Annotated in this window: 15 protein-coding genes; 7 read left to right on the plus strand and 8 right to left on the minus strand. The window is 54.3% G+C overall.

Annotation, left to right across the window (positions count from 1 at the left end; all coding sequences use genetic code 11):
- Position 1 precedes the first annotated feature (1 nt).
- The 4 genes from hyfB to ABU190_RS00625 form a co-directional block, all read right to left on the minus strand.
- On the minus strand, positions 2-2,023 hold the full coding sequence (hyfB, locus tag ABU190_RS00610) for a hydrogenase 4 subunit B (protein WP_354690093.1): 2,022 nt from the start codon (positions 2,021-2,023) through the stop codon (positions 2-4).
- Positions 2,023-2,643: a 4Fe-4S dicluster domain-containing protein gene (locus ABU190_RS00615; protein ID WP_354690094.1), complete on the minus strand. Its 621-nt coding sequence runs from the start codon at positions 2,641-2,643 to the stop codon at positions 2,023-2,025. The genes hyfB and ABU190_RS00615 overlap by 1 nt, the downstream gene beginning before the upstream one ends.
- Before the next feature lie 285 nt (positions 2,644-2,928).
- On the minus strand, positions 2,929-3,399 hold the full coding sequence (bcp, locus tag ABU190_RS00620) for a thioredoxin-dependent thiol peroxidase (protein ID WP_039079706.1): 471 nt from the start codon (positions 3,397-3,399) through the stop codon (positions 2,929-2,931).
- Complete coding sequence (locus tag ABU190_RS00625; protein ID WP_197687997.1) at positions 3,399-3,971, minus strand: glycine cleavage system transcriptional repressor; 573 nt, start codon at positions 3,969-3,971, stop codon at positions 3,399-3,401. Before ABU190_RS00625 ends, bcp begins: the two co-directional genes overlap by 1 nt.
- Before the next feature lie 145 nt (positions 3,972-4,116).
- On the opposite strand from ABU190_RS00625, the gene dapA reads away from it, so the two are divergent.
- From dapA to ypfH, 6 genes are all read left to right on the plus strand, one after another.
- Positions 4,117-4,995: a 4-hydroxy-tetrahydrodipicolinate synthase gene (dapA, locus tag ABU190_RS00630; protein ID WP_071193403.1), complete on the plus strand. Its 879-nt coding sequence runs from the start codon at positions 4,117-4,119 to the stop codon at positions 4,993-4,995.
- Between the two features lie 16 nt (positions 4,996-5,011).
- Positions 5,012-6,046, plus strand: coding sequence for an outer membrane protein assembly factor BamC (gene bamC, locus ABU190_RS00635; protein ID WP_039079708.1), 1,035 nt, complete (start codon positions 5,012-5,014; stop codon positions 6,044-6,046).
- A 107-nt stretch (positions 6,047-6,153) separates the two neighbouring features.
- Positions 6,154-6,867, plus strand: coding sequence for a phosphoribosylaminoimidazolesuccinocarboxamide synthase (gene purC / locus ABU190_RS00640; RefSeq protein ID WP_039079709.1), 714 nt, complete (start codon positions 6,154-6,156; stop codon positions 6,865-6,867).
- Positions 6,868-6,990: 123 nt separating this feature from the next.
- Entirely contained in the window at positions 6,991-7,854 is an 864-nt protein-coding gene (locus tag ABU190_RS00645; protein WP_354690095.1) for a neutral zinc metallopeptidase, read from the plus strand.
- A gap of 22 nt (positions 7,855-7,876) precedes the next feature.
- Positions 7,877-9,886 carry a GNAT family N-acetyltransferase gene (locus tag ABU190_RS00650; RefSeq protein ID WP_354690096.1) on the plus strand — a complete coding sequence of 670 codons (2,010 nt, stop codon included), beginning with the start codon at positions 7,877-7,879 and terminating at the stop codon, positions 9,884-9,886.
- A 77-nt stretch (positions 9,887-9,963) separates the two neighbouring features.
- On the plus strand, positions 9,964-10,659 hold the full coding sequence (ypfH, locus tag ABU190_RS00655; RefSeq protein WP_107223197.1) for an esterase: 696 nt from the start codon (positions 9,964-9,966) through the stop codon (positions 10,657-10,659).
- Positions 10,660-10,705: 46 nt separating this feature from the next.
- Here the strand turns inward: ypfH and ABU190_RS00660 are convergent, their stop codons facing one another.
- The 3 genes from ABU190_RS00660 to ABU190_RS00670 are packed head-to-tail and all read right to left on the minus strand — an operon-like array spanning position 10,706 to position 12,404.
- Entirely contained in the window at positions 10,706-10,903 is a 198-nt protein-coding gene (locus tag ABU190_RS00660; RefSeq protein ID WP_039079713.1) for a YpfN family protein, read from the minus strand.
- A 13-nt stretch (positions 10,904-10,916) separates the two neighbouring features.
- A complete protein-coding gene (gene dapE, locus ABU190_RS00665; RefSeq protein WP_039079714.1) occupies positions 10,917-12,044 on the minus strand; it encodes a succinyl-diaminopimelate desuccinylase in 1,128 nt (375 codons plus the stop codon).
- A gap of 3 nt (positions 12,045-12,047) precedes the next feature.
- Positions 12,048-12,404, minus strand: coding sequence for an ArsC family reductase (locus ABU190_RS00670; RefSeq protein ID WP_039079715.1), 357 nt, complete (start codon positions 12,402-12,404; stop codon positions 12,048-12,050).
- 505 nt (positions 12,405-12,909) lie between these two features.
- Between ABU190_RS00670 and ypfM the strand changes: the two genes are divergently transcribed.
- Positions 12,910-12,969: a protein YpfM gene (gene ypfM, locus ABU190_RS00675; RefSeq protein ID WP_100181659.1), complete on the plus strand. Its 60-nt coding sequence runs from the start codon at positions 12,910-12,912 to the stop codon at positions 12,967-12,969.
- A 103-nt stretch (positions 12,970-13,072) separates the two neighbouring features.
- Here the strand turns inward: ypfM and acrD are convergent, their stop codons facing one another.
- Entirely contained in the window at positions 13,073-16,186 is a 3,114-nt protein-coding gene (gene acrD, locus ABU190_RS00680) for a multidrug efflux RND transporter permease AcrD (RefSeq protein ID WP_354690097.1), read from the minus strand.
- Positions 16,187-16,383 lie beyond the last annotated feature (197 nt).

Raw genomic sequence — 16,383 nt, forward strand, 5'->3', positions numbered from 1 at the left:
CTTAGACGGCGATAGTCAGCAGCAGGATCACCAGCGCGGCGATCACATACAGGCAATAGAGACGGAAATCGCCGCTTTGCAGATACTGCACCGCACGGGCAATGCGTTTGGTTATCCCGACCAGCGGCAGGATGATTTTGTCGTCCCAGAACGGCTCTGTGCGGGTGGCAGCAATAGTCACGCCCCCCAGGCTGCGCTGTAACGGCTGGGCAGGATCGAGCTGTTTACGCATGCGATAAAGCGGGCCAAATACCACACGCAGGGGCTGTGTAAAGCTGCCGGCAGACGGGGCCATCCCTTTTTCCCAGGCATAGCCGCATGCCCATGCATCACCGGTGCGCCGGAAGTTGCCACGGGTGTGACGGTTGATGTACCAGAACAGGCCCGGCAGTATGGGCATCGCGATAAGCAGCAGGAAGACCACCGAGGGCGTCAGCACTGCCTGCTGCGCGTCACCCGGCATCAGCGTTGCGCCTTGCGCCACGGCCAGCGTTTGCTGGGAGGAAAGCGACTGGGCAATGTGCAGCAGGTGTGGCGCAACCAGATTCGCCCCGACACCTGCCAGTATGCAGAACAGCGCCAGCAGACACATGGCAATCACCATCGGCCAGGGGACTTCCCGCGCATGGTCGGCTTTTTCGCTGCGCGCGTTACCGCAGAAACTCACACCGTAAACTTTGACGAAGCACATCGCGGCCAGTGCGCCGGTGATAGCCAGCATGACGATGGCGATGGGGCCTGCCAGCCGGGGAATAATGGCGTCCACGCGGGTGAGGGAGAACAGCGACTGGTAGGTATACCATTCACTGATAAAGCCATTGAGCGGCGGCATGGCGGAAATGGCCAGACAGCCAATCAGAAACGCGCCTGCGGTCCACGGCATCCGTTTGGCCAGCGCGCCCATTTTTTCCATATCCCGTGTGTGCAGACGAAAGATAATCGCCCCGGCGCCGAGGAATAGCAGCCCTTTAAACAACGCGTGGTTGAGCAGATGGAAAAGCGCGCCGAGCAGACCGACGGCGGCGATCACCGGATGGTGGAGCGCAATGCCAGCCATGCCGACGCCGACGCCCATTAAAATGATGCCGATGTTTTCAACCGTGTGCCAGGCAAGCAGGCGTTTGATGTCATGCTCTGCCAGCGCGTAGAGCACGCCAAGCACCGACGACACTGCGCCGAAGGCCAGCACCACCACGCCCCACCACAGCGGAATACCGCTATGTCCGAGCAGATCGATACCGACTTTGATGATCCCGAAGATACCAATTTTGACCATCACCCCCGACATTAATGCCGACGCGTGTGACGGCGCGGCCGGGTGTGCGCGCGGTAGCCAACTGTGCAGTGGCAGCATCCCCGCTTTGGCGCCAAAACCGAAGAACGCCAGCAGGAAGACGGCGGAGGCGACGCCCGGTGATAGCGACAACTCACGGAAGCTGGCGAAATCCAGGCTGCTGCTCTGGCGCCACATCAGGAAGAAGGCAACCATGATCAGTACCGACCCGGCGTGGGCGATAAAGAAGTAGAGCAGACCGGCGTGAATGGATTCGTCGTCCTGATCGGTGATGACCAAAAACCAGGAGGCCAGCGACATCATTTCAAACAGCACGATGAACCAGAACGCGTTGTCCATCACTACCAGACCGACCATCGATGCGATGAACAGGTTCATAAAGAAGCCCATCGCGCCGACACCTTTGCCGACATATTCGCGCACGTAGGAGAGCGAATAGAGGCCGCAGACGGTCACCAGCAGGGAAATCACCAGCACCATAAAGGCCGCCAGACTGTCCATCCGCACGATAAAATGGGCAAACGCGAAGGGGCCGACGGCCTGCCAGTGCAGCGTCTGCGCCCCCGTTAACGCGCTGACGGCGCTCGCCAGACCGAGTAATCCGCCCGCCATCGCCGACAGACCGGCGACCTTAATCGCCAACTCCTCCTGGCGGGCCAGTAACAGTGACGCGACGCCGCCAGCGACATATAACAAGATTGACCACATCAATAATTGCAGGGCATCCATTAGCGTTGCTCCGGCGTGGGTGAAGAAGAGTCGAAGTTCATGTCCGTCGTGTTGAGCGCGGCCAGCAGCCGGCGCGCTTTCAACTGTTTATTGAGCGCGTCTTCCTGCACCAGATGCAGCGCATGTGTTGGACAGGATCTGATGCAGGCGGGACCTTCCGGCAGGAAGTGACAGAGGTCGCATTTGACGGCGATAGTCTGTACACCCGCATTCCAGCGTAAAAACGGCTGCATGGTTGGCGGGCTGGCGGGAACATCCCGGAGTTGTTCTTCCGGAACGAAGTTTTCGTAGCGTGCAGGGATGTTGAGTGGACGGCTGCCTGACGGGGTAATCGCACCGAACGGACAGACCAGACCGCAGAGTTTGCAGCCGATACAGAGCGTTTCGTTGAGATAGACCGCGTCATCCTTGAAGGAAATCGCGTTCACCGGGCAAACCTGTTTACAGGGAGCATCGTCACAGTGTCGGCACATGACCGGCGCGGTTTTGGTGTCCGTTTTAACCAGCGTTAATCGTGGGTGGTACTGCAACCCTTCAATTTTATGAACATCCGAACACGCGGCAAGGCAGGTATTGCATCCTATACACCACTCGGGATCTGCAATCACAAAGCGGTTCATGTCGGCTCCTTGAGAAGAAAGCGAGAAAATCGTTGAGCCTTCTTAAGCACAAGTCATGCCAGATGTTAAAAACAATATTTATCAGTGAGTTGTGTGGTTTTGTGGTGGTGAACAAACAAAAGTGATGGTCAGGGGCGAGCGATAAGTCGCCATTGTCGGCACTAGTGTCGAAATGAGTGATAAAGTGTGATCAACTTCAAATAATTGACGGGAGAGGCAAAAACAGAAAATAAGGGCGGCCTTAGACGGGACGCCCGGAAGAGGGGTGATGCAATTTGAGCCCGCTTAGGCGTTCTCTTTCAGCCAGTTGAGCACGATGTCGTGATGATTGCTGGTTTTGAAATCATCAAAAACATGCTCGACTTTGCCATCGGCGTCGACAAGGAAACTAATGCGGTGAATGCCGTCGTAGGTTTTGCCCATAAAGGTCTTTTCACCCCAGACGCCAAATTGCTCGCAAATTTGGTGATCTTCATCGGACAGCAGCGTGAAGTTCAGCAGCTCTTTTTCGGCAAAACGGGAAAGTTTTTCCGGTTTGTCAGTGCTGATACCCAACACTTCAACGCCCGCTTTCTTTAAATCATCCATGTTATCGCGCAGGCCGCATGCCTGGACGGTACAGCCTGGCGTCATCGCTTTCGGGTAGAAATACACCAGAACACGCTGTCCCTGGAAGTCGGCCAAATTTACTTGTTCTCCGTCTTGATCCGGCAAGCTAAATTTCGGTGCGATATCACCGGCTTTCAGTGGATTCATTACTTAACTCCATCCTGTTCATCATGCTGTGAATAGTTGACCACGTTTATACTGCCTTGTGCATTCAATTCTGTACATAGGGCTTTGAATGCCTGGTCAATATTTGATGCGTCCTGCGAGGCAGGACTGTGAGCGGTTATCTGAATAAAAAGCTGCGCGGCCCTGGTGGCGTCGCCCGGTTGTGTGCGGGAGACCAGCTCAGCGATATTCATCTGAAAGGTGTCGAACAAGGCAGTAAAACGCTCAATCAGATGCGGCGAGTCAGGGACTTCAACCTGAACCCAGACGGTGGCAGGCATGGCAGGGCGAGGACGCGCGGCGGTACGCTTCATCACGATCAATAAATCCAGCTCTGCGCCCTTAAGTGGCAACGTTGATTCAATCAGCGTAATAGCGTTCCATGAGCCGGAGAGCAGCATAATAAACGTGAACTCTTCTCCCAGCATAGCCAGACGACTGTCTTCAATGTTGCAACCGCAACTGCTGACGTGGCGCGTGATGGTATTAACGATACCTGGCCTGTCGGCACCCAGCGCAGTAATAACCAGAAAATGTTGTGATGAGGCAGTCAAACCTGTGCTTCCTGTCAAACCTGAGATAATCATAAGGAAAGCATAAAAAAAACCGGCATACAACCGCCGGAACGCCTCACGTCACTTGCTTTTATTACAGCACCACACGTACCATTGAGATTCTTGTTTGCACAGAGGATGGCCCATGTTCACGGGAAGTATAGTCGCGCTTGTTACGCCAATGGATGATAACGGTAAAGTCTGTCGGCCAAGCCTGAAAAAACTGATTGATTACCATGTCGCCAGTGGAACATCGGCGATTGTTTCTGTAGGAACGACCGGGGAATCCGCCACGCTCAGCCATGAAGAACATGGGGATGTGGTGATGATGACGCTGGAACTGGCAGACGGGCGTATTCCTGTCATCGCAGGGACTGGCGCAAACGCCACCGCGGAGGCCATCAGCCTGACGCAACGTTTCAATGACAGCGGCATCGTGGGCTGTCTGACAGTAACCCCTTATTACAACCGTCCGACACAGGAAGGCCTGTTCCAGCATTTCAAAGCCATCGCTGGACACACCGATCTGCCCCAGATTCTGTATAATGTGCCATCGCGCACCGGCTGCGATTTGCTGCCGGAAACCGTGGGTCGTCTGGCGGAAATTAAAAATATTATCGGTATTAAAGAAGCGACCGGGAACTTAAGTCGCGTTCATCAGATCAAAGAGCTGGTTTCAGATGACTTTCTGCTGCTCAGCGGCGACGATGCAACCGCGATGGACTTTATGCAACTCGGTGGTCACGGCGTTATTTCCGTTACCTCGAACGTGGCGGCACGTGATATGGCCGACATGTGCAAACTGGCAGCGGAAGGGCAGTTCGCCGAAGCGCGTGTGATCAACAAGCGCCTGATGCCGTTACACAACAAACTATTTGTCGAACCCAATCCTATCCCGGTGAAATGGGCATGTAAGGAGTTGGGGCTTGTGGCAACCGATACGCTGCGCCTGCCGATGACACCGATCACCGATCACGGTCGTGAAGTGGTTCGCTCCGCGCTTAAGCATGCCGGATTGCTGTAAAGTTTAGGGAGATTTGATGGCTTACTCAGTACAGAAGTCGCGCCTGGCGAAGGTGGCGGGAGTTTCATTTGTAATGTTACTCGCTGCCTGCAGTTCGGATTCACGCTACAAACGTCAGGTCAGTGGTGACGAGTCCTATCTGGATGCCGCGCCGCTTGCGGAACTTCATGCGCCAGCCGGCATGATCCTGCCGGTGCAGAATGGCGAATATAACATTCCTGCCACTAACGGCAGTGGTGCTGTGGGTAAAGAGCTGGATATCCGTCCGCCGGCGCAGCCGCTGGCACTGGTAACGGGTGCGCGCACTCAGTTTACTGGCGATACGGCAACCCTGTTGGTTGAAAATGGCCGCAACACAAACCTGTGGCCGCAGGTTGTCAGCATTATCCAGGCGAAAAACTACGCCATCGCGAAGCGTGACGACGCCAGTCAGACGTTAACGACCGACTGGGTTGACTGGAACCGCCTCGATGAAGATCAGCAGTATCGTGGCCGTTATCAAATCTCGGTGAAACCGCAGGGTTATCAGCAGGCGGTGACCGTTAAACTCGTAAATCTGGAGCAGGCGGGTAAGCCGGTTGCAGATAGCGCATCGTTACAGCGCTACAGCACGGAAATGCTGAACGTTATCTCCCAGAGCCTGGATAAAACATCCACTGACGCTCAGGCTGCCGCCGAAAACCGCAGCGTGAAGTCGCTTGATGTTCAGTCCGGCGCGGATGATACCGGTCTGCCGATGCTGGTGGTGCGTGGTCCGTTTAACGTAGTGTGGCAGCGCCTGCCGACAGTGCTGGAAAAAGTGGGCATGAAAGTGACCGACAGCACCCGTTCTACTGGTAGCATGGCCGTCACCTACAAACCGTTGTCCGATAGCGCATGGCGCGATCTGGGCGCGCGTGACCCGGGCCTGGCGTCTGGCGACTATAAACTGCAGGTCGGTGATTTAGATAACCGCAGTAGCCTCCAGTTTATTGACCCGAAAGGTCATACGTTAACGCAGTCGCAAAACGACGCCCTGGTGGCAGCGTTTGAGGCCGCGTTTAACAAGTAATAATAAGGGCCGGATACCTCCGGCCTTTTTTTATTTGGCTGACGCAAACGTGTGCGTCGGTGTAAAATAGCTTTTTTAGTTAAATCATCACACCTGGAGTGACAAAGATGCAAAAGCAAGCTGAGTTGTATCGTGGCAAAGCGAAGACCGTATACAGCACGGAAAACCCGGACCTGTTGGTGCTCGAATTCCGCAATGATACGTCAGCAGGGGACGGCGCGCGTATTGAGCAGTTCGAGCGTAAGGGTATGGTTAACAACAAATTCAACCATTTCATTATGAGCAAACTGGCAGAAGCGGGTATCCCAACTCAGATGGAAGCGTTGTTGTCCGATACCGAATGCCTGGTGAAAAAGCTGGACATGGTACCGGTAGAGTGTGTGGTGCGTAACCGTGCTGCGGGTTCACTGGTAAAACGTTTAGGAATTGAAGAAGGCATCGAGCTGAATCCGCCGCTGTTCGATCTGTTCCTGAAAAACGATGCCATGCATGACCCGATGGTGAACGACTCCTACTGTGAAACGTTTGGCTGGGTAAGCAAAGAGAACCTGGCGCGCATGAAAGAGCTGACTTACAAAGCGAACGATGTACTGAAAAAACTGTTTGATGACGCAGGCCTGATCCTGGTCGACTTCAAACTGGAGTTCGGTCTGTTCAAAGGTGAAGTGGTTCTGGGCGATGAATTCTCACCGGACGGTAGCCGTCTGTGGGATAAAGAAACGTTGGCAAAAATGGACAAAGACCGTTTCCGCCAGAGCCTGGGCGGCGTGATTGAAGCGTACGAAGCCGTTGCCCATCGCCTGGGTGTTAAGCTGGACTAAGCGATAATCCGCAGCAAACCGGGGGATGCGCGCATCCTCTGGTTCCTTGCCTCTTTTTTCTTATGGTAATCCTCCCCGCAACCGCCTACGATCATTATTAATACGTTAGATAATGAGGTGGTTATGCGCTGGCAAGGGCGTCGTGAAAGCAACAATATTGAAGACCGGCGCGATGAATCGGGCGGACCCGTTATTCGGGGGCCAGGATTTCGCCTGCCGGGCGGTAAGGGCGGCATCATTCTGCTGGTGGTGGTGATTTTCGCCAGTTACTACGGTGTGGATTTAACGGGCCTTATCACCGGGGAACCGGTCGACAACAGTTCTCAGCAGCGCTCCATCAGCCCTCAGGAAGATGAAGCGGCGAAATTCACCAGTGTTATCTTCGCCACGACCGAAGACACCTGGGGGCAACTTTTCGAAAAAATGGGGCGCCATTACCAGCAACCTAAACTGGTGATGTACCGTAACCGGGTGACAACAGGCTGCGGTACCGGGCAATCCGTTATGGGGCCGTTTTATTGCCCGGTGGACAGTAAAGTCTATATTGATCTCTCCTTTTATGACGACATGAAGCATAAGCTTGGGGCGAACGGTGATTTCGCTCAGGGGTATGTCATTGCTCATGAAGTCGGCCATCACGTGCAAAAATTACTCGGTACCGAGGCTAAAGTACGCCAGCTCCAGCAAGATGCGTCACAAACCGAAGCCAATGCGCTGTCGGTACGTCTGGAATTGCAGGCCGACTGCTATGCCGGGGTCTGGGGACACAGCATGCAACAACAAGGCGTGTTGGATGCAGGCGATCTGGAAGAGGCGCTGAACGCCGCGACAGCAATGGGCGACGATCGATTGCAGAAACGTAGCCAGGGGCTGGTTATCCCCGATACGTTTACCCATGGCACCTCCGAACAGCGTTATAACTGGTTCAAACGCGGAATGGATAGCGGCGACCCAGCCCAGTGCAATACGTTTAGCGGTACGCTTTAGTGTTCGGTACCGGGACATCTGAATGTCATTAGCTGCATTGAGTGCCCAAATGGCGGATCAGGGGATCCGCCGTTTGCTGGTTATCGCGGGTGAAGGTGAGGTGTGCCTGCAACAGGCCAATCACCTTCGCGTCTCATTACCCGGCGACTGGCTGTGGGTAGGTGAATCAACAGACTGGCCGCTACACTGCGCGCCGCGTGCGCTCACCACCTTGCTTGGCCGCGAATTCACCCATGCCGTGCTGGATGCCCGTTACGGTTTTGATGTCGCCGCGCTCGCGGCGCTCAGCGGCACGCTGAAACCGGGCAGTTTTCTGGTCCTCCTTACGCCGCCGCTTGATGCATGGGCGCAACGGCCTGATAACGACAGTTGTCGCTGGAGTGACACCGCCGAGCCGATTGCCACGCCGCGCTTTGTTGAACACTTTTACCGGGCGCTGCGGCAAGACGAAAACGTGATGCTCTGGTCGCACGCACACCCATTCCGTCCCCCTGACTTTTCTGCGCGCCCCGCCTGGCATGCCGCGACAGGCGCGCCCGAAGAGGAACAGAGAGCGATTCTGGCTGAACTTGCCGCGATGCCGCCGGGTGTCATGGTGGTGACGGCACCGCGCGGGCGAGGGAAGTCAGCCCTGGCGGGTATGCATATTGCGCATCTGGCGACGTCGGCCATTGTTACCGCACCGGGACGTTCTGCAACGGATGTGCTGGCACACTATGCCGGAGAAATGACTTTTATTGCCCCGGATGCGTTACTCGCACGCATTGCCCAGGGGGAGCTGCTGTCAGAGTGGTTAGTCGTGGATGAAGCGGCAGCCATTCCGGGGCCGCTGTTGACGACGCTCGTCTCGGCGTTCCGTTATGTATTGTTGACCACCACGGTACAAGGTTACGAAGGGACCGGTCAGGGCTTCTTATTAAAATTCTGTGCCGGTTTTCCCCATCTCATACACCGCCAGTTGCACACTCCCTTGCGCTGGGCGGAAGGCTGTCCGCTGGAAGCGTTTATCAACAGGGTATTGTTGTTTGACGATGCGTCGGCACTGACGAAACCGACGGGCGAGGCGACAATCCTTTCGCTTGACCAATCCGCATGGTCCACGGACCCCTCACTTCCGTCTGCACTCTATCGGCTGCTTGCCAGCGCCCATTACCGCACCTCTCCTCTGGATTTGCGTCGTATGATGGATGCGCCGGGGCAACATTTCTGGCTCACGAAAACGCCGGATGCATTACTGGCAGCGCTCTGGCTGGTGGAGGAGGGGGGATTGTCAGCCGGACTCAGCCAGGCTGTCTGGGCGGGATTTCGTCGCCCTCGTGGGAATCTGGTGGCGCAGTCGCTGGCGGCCCACGGTGGCAGCCCGCTTGCTGCGACGCTGCGCGGTTTACGTGTGAGCCGCATTGCCGTCCATCCGTCACGTCAGCGGGAAGGGCTTGGACAGGCGTTAATTGCGCACGCCCGCCAGCATGTGACGGGCTGCGATTACCTCTCGGTGAGTTTCGGCTATACGGCTTCGCTGTGGCATTTCTGGCAGCGATGTGGGTTCCAGTTGGTCAGGCTTGGCAGCCACCGGGAGGCGAGTAGTGGCTGCTATACCGCCATGGCAGTATTGCCGCTGACGGCGGCAGGACAGGCGCTTGCCGCCAATGAGCAGCGCAGGCTGGCGCGAGATTTACCCTGGCTTGATGCCTGGAAAGGGGAAAAGTTACCCCTTTCCTTCAGTCCAGAGACTACCCTTAATGATGATGACTGGCAGGAACTGGCCGGGTTTGCTTTTGCCCATCGCCCGCTCTCTTCGGCAACGGGGGCGTTGCAAAGGTTGCTGATGCAGGTCGATTTACCCCTGAATGCATTACGGATGCAGCTCACAGAGAAGCGCAATGAGGCAGATATTTGCCACGCACGGGCGCTTTCGGGACGCAAAGCGCTGCTGGTAGCACAGCGCCAGGAGGCCGCATCGGCACTGTCCTTAATCAATCCTGAACGCACGATTTTGCTGAAAGAGCAGGTGCGCCAACTGCAATTTTTTTAACTAACTCATTCAGTTAAATGGCATGGTGATTATTCCTCCCCGGCGTAAACTGCAGGCAACGAATTAAGGAGACCGCCATGAAACATGACCATTTTGTTGTTCAACAACCGGCAGGCGCCGCGAAACAGTTACTGCTTTTCTTTCATGGCGTTGGCGATAACCCGGCGAACATGGGGCAGATCGGTAGCTACTTCGCACCGCTGTTTCCTGAGGCGATGATTGTCAGCATCGGGGGCGTGGAACCCTGCGGTCCAACGGGGCGTCAGTGGTTCTCCGTGCAGGGTGTTACCGAAGAAAACCGCCAGGCACGCATTGATGCCATTATGCCGGTATTTATTGAAACGGTTCGCTACTGGCAGCAGCAAAGCGGCGTAAACGCACAGGCCACCGCCCTGATTGGTTTTTCGCAAGGCTCCATCATGGCGCTGGAGGGCGTGAAAGCGCAGCCCGATTTGGCATCCCGCGTGATAGCCTTTAATGGACGTTACGCCAGTCTGCCGCAGACGGCCTCGACGGCATCAACCATTCACCTGATTCACGGCGGTGAAGATCGCGTCATTGATTTGGCCCATGCGGTTGCGGCACAGGAAGCGTTGCTGCGTGCAGGTGGCGATGTAACGCTCGATATTGTGGAGGATTTGGGGCATGCGATTGATGATCGCAGTTTGCAGTTCGCCCTCGATCACCTGCGTTATACCGTACCGAAGCACTATTTCGATGAAGCGCTGAGTGGCGGTAAACCGGACGACGATGACATTATTGAATTGATCTAACAAAAACGTGCCCGGCTCATGACGCAGCCGGGCAGATCGGGCGGGATTACTTCTTCTGGTCTTTCTTCGGCCAGTCGTCCTCATCATCCCACTTATCGTTAAAATCACGATGCGGTGGCAGGTCCGGTTTGTTAGCCAGAAATTTTTTGTGATCGACGCGTTTAAGGTCTTTGATCACATTCAGCAGTACGCCGAGTAAAAAAACCAGCACCAGAATCCACCAGTATTTCGCGAACCATTCCATGCGTTCCTCCCCGTCAGGCGATGAGTTGTTCCATAATGCGTTGATACATGCGGGCGAGTAGCTGCAAATCCGCCGCATTCACACATTCATTGATTTTATGAATGGTGGCGTTAACCGGCCCCAGTTCCACGACCTGCGCGCCCATACGCGCAATAAAGCGACCATCTGATGTGCCGCCAGTGGTTAACAACTGCGGTTTAATCTCATTATAGTGCTCAACGGCATTAACCACCGCATCAACCAGCTTACCCCGACCGGTCAGGAACGGCTGACCAGAGAGCCACCAGTCAATGGTGTAGCGCAACTGATGTTTCTCCAGCAGTGCGGCAACGCGTTCTTTGATCATCCCATCGGTAAGTTCGGTGCTAAAGCGGAAATTGAACTGTAGATAGAGATCGCCTGGGATCACGTTGTTACTGCCAGTGCCTGCCTGAATGTTCGCCACCTGCATGCTGGTCGGTGGGAAATATTCATTACCCTGATCCCATTCGATCGCCACCAGCTCATTGAGCATGGGCGCCGCGCGGTGTACCGGGTTATCGGCCAGATGCGGATAAGCAACATGCCCCTGCACGCCGTGAATGGTTAAATTGCAGGTCAGCGAACCGCGACGACCATTTTTGACCACATCGCCCACCACTTCGGTACTTGAGGGTTCACCCACCAGGCAGTAGTCCAGGCGTTCGTTGCGCGCCATTAAGGCTTCAACGACTTTCACTGTACCGTTGGCGGCGCTGGCCTCTTCGTCAGAGGTGATCAGAAACGCCAGACGGCCTTTGTGCCTGGGGTGAGTCGCTACAAAACGTTCAGCGGCGACAACCATGGCCGCCAGCGAGCCTTTCATGTCGGCCGCGCCGCGACCAAACAGCATGCCATCGCGGATAGTGGGTTCAAACGGCGGGTTGATCCAGCGGTCAGCATCCCCGGAAGGCACAACGTCAGTGTGTCCGGCGAAGGCCAATGTTTCACCCTGTCCACGCCATGCCCAGAAATTCTGTGTGTCGCCAAAATTCATCGGCTCAATGGTAAAACCGATGGCGCGAAGACGTTCGATCATTAACGCCTGACACCCTGCATCATCGGGGCTCAGAGAAGGGCGACGAATAAGCTGTTGCGTCAGCTCAATAACCGGGCACGACATAAACTACACCTCGTTGATAAACGTCTCATAACTGGATTCATTGAAACCCAGCAGCATAGGCTTACCGGGCGCGCAGAGCAATGGGCGTTTGATAATTGCCGGCATTTCTAACATCAGCGCGGCTGCGGAATCCGCGTTTGTGATGGTTGCGCGCAGCGATTCATCCAGTTTGCGCCAGGTGGTGCCCCGGGTATTGAGCAGCGCTTCCCACCCCAGTTCTGCAATAAATTGCTGCAACAGATCGGCATCAAGACCGTCTACGCGGTAATCGTGAAAACGATAATCAACCTGATGGGCTTCCAGCCAGCGGCGGGCTTTTTTGATGGTGTCGCAGTTTTTGATGCCAAACAGAGTAAGCATGGTGAATCCTTTTGTCTTATCTTTGGTTAATTGCCCAAAAAATTAGAATAATAATGGGCGAATAAACATATAATATCATTTCATTCGCAGGGTAATCATACTTCCTGTTATTAAATTTACCTGCCAGGGTTTGCCATCAGCAATATGTACTAGTTTAAAGAAATACTAAGGGTGATAATTAATAATGTGAAAATGATGTCATTTACGAGCCAGGCCAGCTTGTTAAATAAACAAAAATTTCACCTGATGGCAAAAAATCATCTTATTAGCTACTTCAAAGATACGTTCTGACTACACCTTGATGACGCTACAGGCCGGGGTACATCAGGGTTTGCATTAAATGTTTCCGAATATTGCTATCGCTCACATTAAATAGCCAAATTCTGGAGCATAGTTATTTCGTCAATGCAAATACTATGAGAGACCAATCAAAGCAATTGGTTGAAATATCTTCACAGCGATGTCGGATTCTCGTAGAATAAGCACAATAATAAGAGAGGTAGTTATGATTGAACATGAACTGGGGAACTGGAAAGACTTTATCGAAGGCATGCTTCGTAAATAATTCCAGAAGAATCATAAAAGCAGTGATTGCTTAAAACGATAAAAGTGTGAAATTAATCACGCAATAAAAGGCGACCTTAACAGGCCGCCTTTTTGTTTGCTCATTATTCCTGACGTTCTTTCAGCGGGAAGCGCCGTCTGACCAGCACAAAGAACAGAGGAACAAAAAAGATTGCCAGCACGGTTGCTGAAATCATCCCGCCCATTACCCCGGTACCCACCGCATGTTGGCTTCCGGAGCCTGCGCCGGTACTGGTTGCCATCGGCAAAACGCCAAAGACAAAGGCAAGAGAGGTCATCAGAATCGGGCGCAGACGCTGACGGCAGGCGTGCAATGTGGCCGACAGCAGATCCTGACCCTTCTGGTTCATTTCGTTGGCGAACTCGACAATCAGGATGGCGTTCTTCGCCGATAGCCCGATAACCGTCAGCAGACCTACCTGAAAGTAGACGTCATTTTCCAGCCCGCGCATCCAGGTGGCGAGCAGCGCGCCAATCACCCCGAGCGGTACGACCAGCATCACCGAGAACGGCACTGACCAGCTTTCATATAGCGCGGCCAGGCAGAGGAACACCACCAGCAGAGAAATCGCATAAAGCGCCGGTGCCTGTGAGCCTGATAAGCGCTCCTGATAGGACATGGCTGTCCACTCCAGACCGAAACCGCCGGGAATCTGGCTAACCAGTTTTTCCATGGTATCCATGGCGGTACCGGTACTGATGCCCGGTGCCGCTTCACCGACAATCTCTACTGCCGCATAGCCGTTATAACGTTCCAGACGCGGGGAGCCGGTTTCCCAGTGCGAGGTGGCAAAGGCGGAGAAGGGCACCATGCCGCCGCTGCTGTTACGCACATACCAAAGATTAATGTCGCTCGGCAGCATACGGTATTTTGCCGCTGACTGAACGTAGACTTTCTTCACGCGGCCGCGATCCATAAAGTCATTCACATAACTCGAACCCCAGGCAGTTTGCAGCGTGTCGTTGATATCATCAATTGAGACCCCCAGCGCCTGAGCTTTACGCTGATCGATATCGACCTGTAATTGCGGGCTGTCATCGAGGCCGTTGTGACGCACGCGCGTCAGCATCTTATTGCTGTCGGTCATTTGAATCAGTTTGTCGCGCGCCGCCATCAGTGCGTCGTGCCCGGCCCCCGCGTGATCCTGCAGTTCCATATCGAAACCGGCGGAGCTGCCCAGGCCACTGATTGCCGGCGGACTGCTGGCAATAACGCGGGCTTCATTGATATGGCGAAACGCTTTGGTGGCACGCTCAATGATGGCAAAGGAACTGCCGGTTTTCGGATCGCGTTCGCCCCAGTCTTTCAGACGTACAAACATACGTGCGACGTTCTGGCCATTCCCGCCGGGGCCGGAACCAACGGTGGCGAAGACGGACGCGACATTGTTTTTCTCGTTTTTGAAGAAGTAATCTTCAACCTTTTGCACCACTTTCAGCGTCTGCTGCTGCGTCGCGCCGCTTGGCAGTTGTACCGACGCCAGAAACATCCCGCGATCTTCAAGCGGTAAAAAAGACGTTGGCAGGCGCAGGAATAAAAACACCATACCGCCCAGTAACAAAACGTAGAGCAGGATCCAGCGCAGGCTGCGGTGCAGAATTTTCGCCACGCCATTTTCGTAACGGTCGGCGTTGCGGTTAAACATGCGGTTAAACGCGCCGAAGAAACCTTTTTCCCCGTGGTGCTCGCCTTTATGCAGAGGTTTAAGCAGCGTGGCGCACAGGGCTGGTGTGAGGATCATCGCCACCAGCACGGATAACACCATAGCGGAAACGATAGTGATGGAGAACTGACGATAAATCGCCCCGGTGGTACCACCAAAAAATGCCATCGGGACAAATACCGCCGAAAGCACCATCGCGATACCCACCAGCGCCCCCTGGATTTGTGCCATCGATTTTCGCGTCGCTTCTCTGGGCGAAAGGCCTTCCTCGCTCATGATACGTTCGACGTTTTCCACCACGACAATCGCGTCGTCCACCAAAAGGCCGATGGCGAGGACCATCGCAAACATGGTGAGGGTGTTGATGCTATAGCCAAAGGCGTAGAGAACGGCGAAGGTCCCCATTAATACCACCGGCACGGCAATCGTCGGGATGAGCGTCGCGCGGAAATTCTGCAAAAAGAGATACATCACGAGGAAGACCAGCGCGATAGCTTCCAGCAGCGTTTTCACCACATCGATAATGGATTCTTTAACGAAAGACGTTGTCTCGTAGGCGACCCGATATTCCAGACCATGCGGAAAATATTGCGACAGCTCATCCAGGCGTTTTAGCACTAATTCCGAGGTCGCCATCTCATTCGCACCGGAGGCCAGCTTAATCCCAAGCCCGGAGGCGGCAAGACCGTTAAAGCGGCTCAGGAAGTCATATTTCTCGGCACCCAGTTCAACCTCGGCGACATCGCCAAGGCGCACTTCCGAACCATCCTGATTAACCCGCAGGGTGATATTACGAAACTGCTGCGGTGTCTGGAGTAGCGATTGTGAGTTAATCGAGGCGTTCAGCGCCTGACGGTCTACCGAAGGTGATCCGCCGAGCTGACCAACGGCGACCTGGGCGTTCTGGGATTTAATCGCGCTGGTCACATCGTCAGTGGTCATCTGGTAGCTGTTAAGCTTCGCCGGGTCGAGCCAGATACGCATAGCATACTGTGAACCGTAGGCATCGATATCGCCAACACCATTCACGCGGCTTATGGGATCCTGAATATTACTGGCGACATAGTCGGCGATATCTTGTTTATCCATCGAGCCGTCGGTAGAGACAAACGCCAGCGTCAGGATGTTGGTGTCACCGGTTTTTCTTACCGTTACCCCCTGGTTCTGAACGGCCTGGGGGAGTTTACGCAGGGCAGACTGTAGCTGGTTTTGTACCTGCTGCACGGCCTCGTCGGGGTCCGTACCGGCGGTGAAACTGAGTGTAATTGTGGCCTGCCCGGCACTGCTGCTTTGTGATGACATGTACATCAGATTATCGAGGCCGGTCATGTTCTGCTCAATAACCTGCGTCACGGTATTTTCCAGCGTCTGTGCAGATGCGCCTGGGTAGTTGGCGGTAATACGGACATTGGGTGGAGCCAGATTAGGGTATTGCTCCACTGGCAGAGAAATAATGGCAAGGGTTCCGGTTAAACAGATCAGGATCGCCAGTACCCACGCAAAAATGGGGCGATCAATAAAAAAATTCGCCATCAGAAACAAGACCTCGTTGTTTTGCTGCGCATTGTTATTTTGACATTGCTGAAATCAATGAATGTGTGCTCAATGTAGCGGGAACAGATAAAGCAAACGTGGAGAAAAAAAGGAGATAATGTAAATTATCATGCTTTTTCAAGGCACAATTATGCTGAGTCTCCTTTATCCCTGTTTTGCTGCGCCCGTTTCAGAAA

The organism is Phytobacter sp. RSE-02, from assembly GCF_040578655.1.
GTDB classification, from domain to species: domain Bacteria; phylum Pseudomonadota; class Gammaproteobacteria; order Enterobacterales; family Enterobacteriaceae; genus Phytobacter; species Phytobacter diazotrophicus.

What these genes read in the sequence shown, in the direction of transcription:
- ABU190_RS00645 (WP_354690095.1), top strand. Translation starts at nt 6,991, where the DNA reads ATGCGCTGGCAAGGGCGTCGTGAAAGCAACAATATTGAAGACCGGCGC.
- purC (WP_039079709.1), top strand. Translation starts at nt 6,154, where the DNA reads ATGCAAAAGCAAGCTGAGTTGTATCGTGGCAAAGCGAAGACCGTATAC.
- ypfH (WP_107223197.1), top strand. Translation starts at nt 9,964, where the DNA reads ATGAAACATGACCATTTTGTTGTTCAACAACCGGCAGGCGCCGCGAAA.
- dapE (WP_039079714.1), bottom strand. Translation starts at nt 12,044, where the DNA reads ATGTCGTGCCCGGTTATTGAGCTGACGCAACAGCTTATTCGTCGCCCT.
- hyfB (WP_354690093.1), bottom strand. Translation starts at nt 2,023, where the DNA reads ATGGATGCCCTGCAATTATTGATGTGGTCAATCTTGTTATATGTCGCT.
- bamC (WP_039079708.1), top strand. Translation starts at nt 5,012, where the DNA reads ATGGCTTACTCAGTACAGAAGTCGCGCCTGGCGAAGGTGGCGGGAGTT.
- ABU190_RS00670 (WP_039079715.1), bottom strand. Translation starts at nt 12,404, where the DNA reads ATGCTTACTCTGTTTGGCATCAAAAACTGCGACACCATCAAAAAAGCC.
- dapA (WP_071193403.1), top strand. Translation starts at nt 4,117, where the DNA reads ATGTTCACGGGAAGTATAGTCGCGCTTGTTACGCCAATGGATGATAAC.
- bcp (WP_039079706.1), bottom strand. Translation starts at nt 3,399, where the DNA reads ATGAATCCACTGAAAGCCGGTGATATCGCACCGAAATTTAGCTTGCCG.
- ABU190_RS00660 (WP_039079713.1), bottom strand. Translation starts at nt 10,903, where the DNA reads ATGGAATGGTTCGCGAAATACTGGTGGATTCTGGTGCTGGTTTTTTTA.
- ABU190_RS00615 (WP_354690094.1), bottom strand. Translation starts at nt 2,643, where the DNA reads ATGAACCGCTTTGTGATTGCAGATCCCGAGTGGTGTATAGGATGCAAT.
- acrD (WP_354690097.1), bottom strand. Translation starts at nt 16,186, where the DNA reads ATGGCGAATTTTTTTATTGATCGCCCCATTTTTGCGTGGGTACTGGCG.
- ABU190_RS00650 (WP_354690096.1), top strand. Translation starts at nt 7,877, where the DNA reads ATGTCATTAGCTGCATTGAGTGCCCAAATGGCGGATCAGGGGATCCGC.